At 55.3% G+C, this 4,304-nt stretch carries 9 protein-coding genes; all 9 read left to right on the top strand.

Annotated features, from left to right (window positions below; translation table 11 throughout):
* The first annotated feature begins 280 nt into the window (after positions 1–280).
* Positions 281–676, top strand: coding sequence for a tail fiber assembly protein (locus VGP75_RS05845; protein WP_327542756.1), 396 nt, complete (start codon positions 281–283; stop codon positions 674–676).
* A 3-nt stretch (positions 677–679) separates the two neighbouring features.
* Positions 680–889, top strand: coding sequence for a hypothetical protein (locus tag VGP75_RS05840; protein ID WP_327542755.1), 210 nt, complete (start codon positions 680–682; stop codon positions 887–889).
* 50 nt (positions 890–939) lie between these two features.
* A complete protein-coding gene (locus VGP75_RS05835) occupies positions 940–1,125 on the top strand; it encodes a hypothetical protein (protein WP_327542754.1) in 186 nt (61 codons plus the stop codon).
* Positions 1,098–1,793 carry a hypothetical protein gene (locus VGP75_RS05830; protein ID WP_327542753.1) on the top strand — a complete coding sequence of 232 codons (696 nt, stop codon included), beginning with the start codon at positions 1,098–1,100 and terminating at the stop codon, positions 1,791–1,793. Before VGP75_RS05835 ends, VGP75_RS05830 begins: the two co-directional genes overlap by 28 nt.
* On the top strand, positions 1,675–2,481 hold the full coding sequence (locus tag VGP75_RS05825) for a hypothetical protein (RefSeq protein ID WP_327542752.1): 807 nt from the start codon (positions 1,675–1,677) through the stop codon (positions 2,479–2,481). The genes VGP75_RS05830 and VGP75_RS05825 overlap by 119 nt, the downstream gene beginning before the upstream one ends.
* Positions 2,482–2,484: 3 nt before the next feature.
* Positions 2,485–2,922, top strand: coding sequence for a hypothetical protein (locus tag VGP75_RS05820; protein WP_327542751.1), 438 nt, complete (start codon positions 2,485–2,487; stop codon positions 2,920–2,922).
* Positions 2,923–2,929: 7 nt separating this feature from the next.
* Entirely contained in the window at positions 2,930–3,232 is a 303-nt protein-coding gene (locus VGP75_RS05815) for a hypothetical protein (protein WP_327542750.1), read from the top strand.
* Positions 3,233–3,327: 95 nt separating this feature from the next.
* The gene (locus VGP75_RS05810) at positions 3,328–3,723 is read left to right on the top strand and encodes a holin family protein (RefSeq protein WP_327542749.1); all 396 of its coding nucleotides are present in this window, start codon (positions 3,328–3,330) and stop codon (positions 3,721–3,723) included.
* A partial coding sequence (locus tag VGP75_RS05805) for a glycoside hydrolase family 19 protein (RefSeq protein ID WP_414727781.1) occupies positions 3,720–4,304 on the top strand: 585 nt, incomplete at its 3' end. The genes VGP75_RS05810 and VGP75_RS05805, both read left to right, overlap by 4 nt.

Raw genomic sequence — 4,304 nt, 5'->3', positions numbered from 1 at the left:
CAGGTTTTGAGCGCGACTGCGGGAGCGTCTGCTGGAGCGGTTGGCACATATGCTTTTCTTTCCACTGAGAACAGCACAACAACAGTAAACTTTGGTGCAACTATTGCTGGGTCTCTCTTAAAGCCAACTGGATTTCGCAGATTGTCAAGTGGTTTTCTTCAGGTTCTACAGCAAAACTCAGCGCGATCAGGTACGTGGAGGTCAGTTGGATATAAGCCTCCGAGAGCGTTCAATGGATTTGGCGAGTATGAACCAACTCTTTTTCTAAGGATTTCGTGACATGAATTATCGCAATCCCGTTTATCTTGAGAACGGCTGGATCGACTGCGAGATCGAGCATCCCCAATACGGTTGGATACCTTTTACCTGCAACCCTAACGACACAGGCGCACTGTTCGACACGGCTGCTCTGTTCGCCGAGATGCAGCCCCACGCCGCGCCCTATGTGCCGCCAACGCAGGAAGAGCTTGACGCAATGGCTGCCGCTGCTGTCCGTGCAGAGCGGGATCTCAGGCTGGCAACGGAGGTTGACCCCATTGCTGGCAATGCCCTGCGCTGGGCTGCGCTCACAGCAGAAGAGCAGCAGGCTTGGGCTGATTATCGACAGGCTCTGCTTGATGTGCCGCAGCAGGCTGGCTTTCCTCACAATGTAATTTGGCCGACGAAGCCGGAGTAAGACATGACCACGACACTGATCGCGCACAAGCGCCTAGACAAGTTAGAACCCAAGATCGAACAGATTGACCGGGATGTTGCCTCGCTCAAGACCGAGGTGAAAATCCAGTTCAAAGAGGTGTTCAACCGGGTAAAGCGCATCGAAGCAATCCTCATTGCCAGCGCCGGAACCATCATCACCATGCTGGGCGCGATCCTGTTTCAACTGGCATGAAGCGCATCTGGATAATATTGGCGCTGGCTGGCTGCACTCCGGTAATAGAAATGCCAGCGCCTGTTGCCTACCCCGGCGCGTGTCCGAGCAACAACGCTGCCTGTCAGCGCAACGCCGACGCGCAAACCCTTGCCTATATCGGCCAGCCCAATGCTGCTATGGTGCTGATGTGCCAAGACACAGCACTTGCAGAGGCTTTGCCAGAACCATGCGGTATTTCTTTGTCGCTCTACTGATTGCCGCACCTGCCTTTGCACAGGATGTGACGGGCGATTTGAACACGACAACCATTGGTTCAAACGTAGACAGCAACAACGTCACCTATAACGGCGCGGGCTCAAGCCCCGGTTCTATGCCTGCCAGCCCGGTCATGTCTGCTGTTGCGCCTACAGTGATGGGCGGTGGTGGCAATGATAGCTGCTTGATACCCAGATCGACGGGCTTGCAGGTCACCCTCTTTGGGGTATCGCGTGGCGACATGGTTCAAGACCCGGAATGTAATCGCCGCAAGGATGCTCGGCTGATCGGCACACCGCAACAGGTCGGCGGTCTTGGCCTGCAAGTGTCTGGTATCAGCGTTCTATGCCAAGGCAATGCGCAAGTGTTTCGAGCAATGGCGCTGGCGAACACACCTTGCCCTATCATGGACATAGCAACGGGTCGGCTCCTGATTGGGCGGGATGCCTTCCTGCGGTATCGTAGCGCGCCTGAAATTTATGTGGTAGGTTACGACCAAGACCGGGCATTTTGGGATGCCCTCCTTATGATCGGACAGGAGCTTCCAGATGTTCAGCAAGAAACTGGCCCTCGCCTCTCTCTTAGTGAGCGTTTCCGCTCCAGCACTCGCGCAGACGGCGGGGGAGCAGGCGATATCAGATCTGATCTCGTCGATTCAGGTGATTGAAAACCAGCTTAAGCTTTCGATTACGCTGACGAATGGCGCGGTTGGTTATGCCACGATTGGTGGTGTGACCGAAGATGATGCAATGAATGGCGCGTTGATTTCCCAAGCAATGCTTCTGGCCTATCAGGATGCGGTCGCTGCTGTGCTGGCGGCTGACTACAACACTGCGCAGAACGCGCAGGAATTGTTTATGCAGCAGCACGAAGGTGCGATGGCCAACCTGACGCTTGCTGTCGATAACCTTGTCGATGCCAGCTTCGTCATCAATCAGGCGCTTGCGGTGCAGGAATTAGCGGCGGTTGCAGACACGCGGCCCGAGCAGGCGGCACTGCAAAACATGCTGCAAAGCGACACCTACACCATCGAGCTTGGTGAGGTGGTTGCGTATAACGAAGCGATTGGTGCGGTGGAAAGCTATGCCCAACAGGCTGGTGCTTTCATGGCTGCTGCAAACAACAGCGACCTGACTGCCAGCATCGACAGCTTTGCCGCTCAGAACAACATCACGATGGGTGCATATACTGCCGTGACCTATGTGCAGAACATCGACGAGTTCATCATCGAGTGGGGCATGGATGGTTACACCTCTGGCTGGAACGGATACCTGACGGGCGAGATGCAGTCTGCTGCCGATCTCTACAACGCTGGCGTGTATTTCCAACAACAGGGAACCTACGCGGGTCTGTGATCTATGTCAGATGAAGAAGATAAAGGCGGCGTTTCGTTCAGCATCGGCGGCTATCCGATCTCAGGGTGGATGGTGGCCGTGGCTTTGCCTGTGCTGTCTGCTGTTGGCGGGGGCGCTTGGTATATCTTCGATCTACAGTCCCGCTTTCTTGGAGTGGAAGAAAGCGTCGGTGATATCCTTGATGTGGAAGCGCGAGTCCAGACACTAGAACAGGCTGCGGCTGACAGTGACTTGCGCAGCCTGTCCTCTCGGCTGTCTACTCTGACCACGCAGATGAATACCATCCTTGAAAACCAGCGCACCCTGCTTGATCTTCGGTCGTCTGTTGAGCGATCGGACCAACGCACGGCTGGCATTGACGAAACCCTGCGCAACCACAACCAAGAGATTGAGGATTTGTGGAAAGCGTTTGACGACCTTGTAGCCAACCCCATTCGATGAGGGCAGCATGACTAACGAATACGACTTCAACGGCAATGGCGTGATTGATCCCGAGGAGCGGGAAATCATGTTGGAAGATCGCCGCCGCAAGATGGAAGATGCGGATGCCAAGCGTGACGCGCAGCGGCGCATGACTTGGTTCGCTCTTGCGGGCATGGTGCTGTATCCCTTCGCTATCGTCTTGGCTTCTATGCTGGGTTACAGCGAGGCTGCGGGCCTGATTGCAGACATTGCCACTGTTTATGTGGTTGCGGTGTCTGGCGTGACTGCTGCCTACTTTGGCTTCAATGCAATGGAGGCGAACAAGTGATTGTTCGTGCGCTATACATTGCTTTTCTTGGCGTGATGCTTGGCGTTGCGCTTTCCTTTCTGGGAACAGCGGCAATCATAGTGGGAGGATAACGCATGATTGGGCAATTAATTGGACCTGTCACCGGTCTGCTCGACAAGTTTATCGAGGACAAAGACCAAAAGGCGCAGCTTGCCCATGACCTTGCAACGATGGCAGATCGTCACGCGCAAGAGCTGGCTGTTGCGCAGATCGAGGTGAACAAAGCCGAGGCTGCAAGCGGATCGATCTTCAAGGGCGGCTGGCGTCCGTTTATTGGCTGGGTATGTGGCAGTGCATTTGCCTATCACTTCGTCTTGCAGCCTGTGATCGTGTTCGTTGTGCTGGCGGTGGGTGTTGACCTGCCGCCTTTGCCTGAGTTTGACATGGCGTCACTGATGACAGTGATGATGGGTATGCTGGGCCTTGGCGGTCTGCGCACTTATGAAAAGCAGAAAGGAATTGCAAAATGAGCGAGGCAATGAAGGCGCTGCAAGCGAAGGTCGGTGTAACGGCTGATGGCGCGTTTGGCCCCAACACGGCGCGGGCGATCGCCAAGCACTATGATCTGTCGCCGGCGCGGGGTGCTCACCTTCTTGGCCAGGCTTCGCATGAGAGCGGCGGGTTCAAGCTGGTCCGTGAGAATCTGAATTATTCTGCTGAGACAATGGTTCGCGTCTGGCCGTCTCGGTTTAAGACAGTAGCAGAGGCACAGCCTTTTGCCCGCAATCCGAAAGCCCTGGCTGACAAGGTTTACTCGAACCGCATGGGCAATGGCGAGGGCGAGGGTCACGTCTACATCGGCCGCGGATTTTTGCAGCTCACCGGCAAGGATAACTACAAGTCGTTTGCATCCGACATGCGGGTGCCCGAGATCATGCAGGATCCTTCCCTGGTCGAGACCGAGTATGCCTTCGAGACTGCGCTCTGGTTCTTCGAGAAGAACAATCTCTTTGCGATCGCGGATGAGGGTGTCAGCGATGACACGATCAAGCGGATCACCAAGCGCGTGAATGGTGGTTACATCGGCCTCGATCACCGGGACAAGGAAACG

Origin of the sequence: Yoonia sp., assembly GCF_036007805.1 — a bacterium.
GTDB lineage: Bacteria > Pseudomonadota > Alphaproteobacteria > Rhodobacterales > Rhodobacteraceae > Yoonia.
This window is presented reverse-complemented; position numbering and strand designations above follow the sequence as displayed.

Excerpts from the sequence above, each read along its gene's own strand:
- VGP75_RS05840 (WP_327542755.1), top strand. The coding sequence starts at position 680 with ATGACCACGACACTGATCGCGCACAAGCGCCTAGACAAGTTAGAACCC.
- VGP75_RS05835 (WP_327542754.1), top strand. The coding sequence starts at position 940 with ATGCCAGCGCCTGTTGCCTACCCCGGCGCGTGTCCGAGCAACAACGCT.
- VGP75_RS05810 (WP_327542749.1), top strand. The coding sequence starts at position 3,328 with ATGATTGGGCAATTAATTGGACCTGTCACCGGTCTGCTCGACAAGTTT.
- VGP75_RS05830 (WP_327542753.1), top strand. The coding sequence starts at position 1,098 with ATGCGGTATTTCTTTGTCGCTCTACTGATTGCCGCACCTGCCTTTGCA.
- VGP75_RS05820 (WP_327542751.1), top strand. The coding sequence starts at position 2,485 with ATGTCAGATGAAGAAGATAAAGGCGGCGTTTCGTTCAGCATCGGCGGC.
- VGP75_RS05815 (WP_327542750.1), top strand. The coding sequence starts at position 2,930 with ATGACTAACGAATACGACTTCAACGGCAATGGCGTGATTGATCCCGAG.
- VGP75_RS05825 (WP_327542752.1), top strand. The coding sequence starts at position 1,675 with ATGTTCAGCAAGAAACTGGCCCTCGCCTCTCTCTTAGTGAGCGTTTCC.
- VGP75_RS05845 (WP_327542756.1), top strand. The coding sequence starts at position 281 with ATGAATTATCGCAATCCCGTTTATCTTGAGAACGGCTGGATCGACTGC.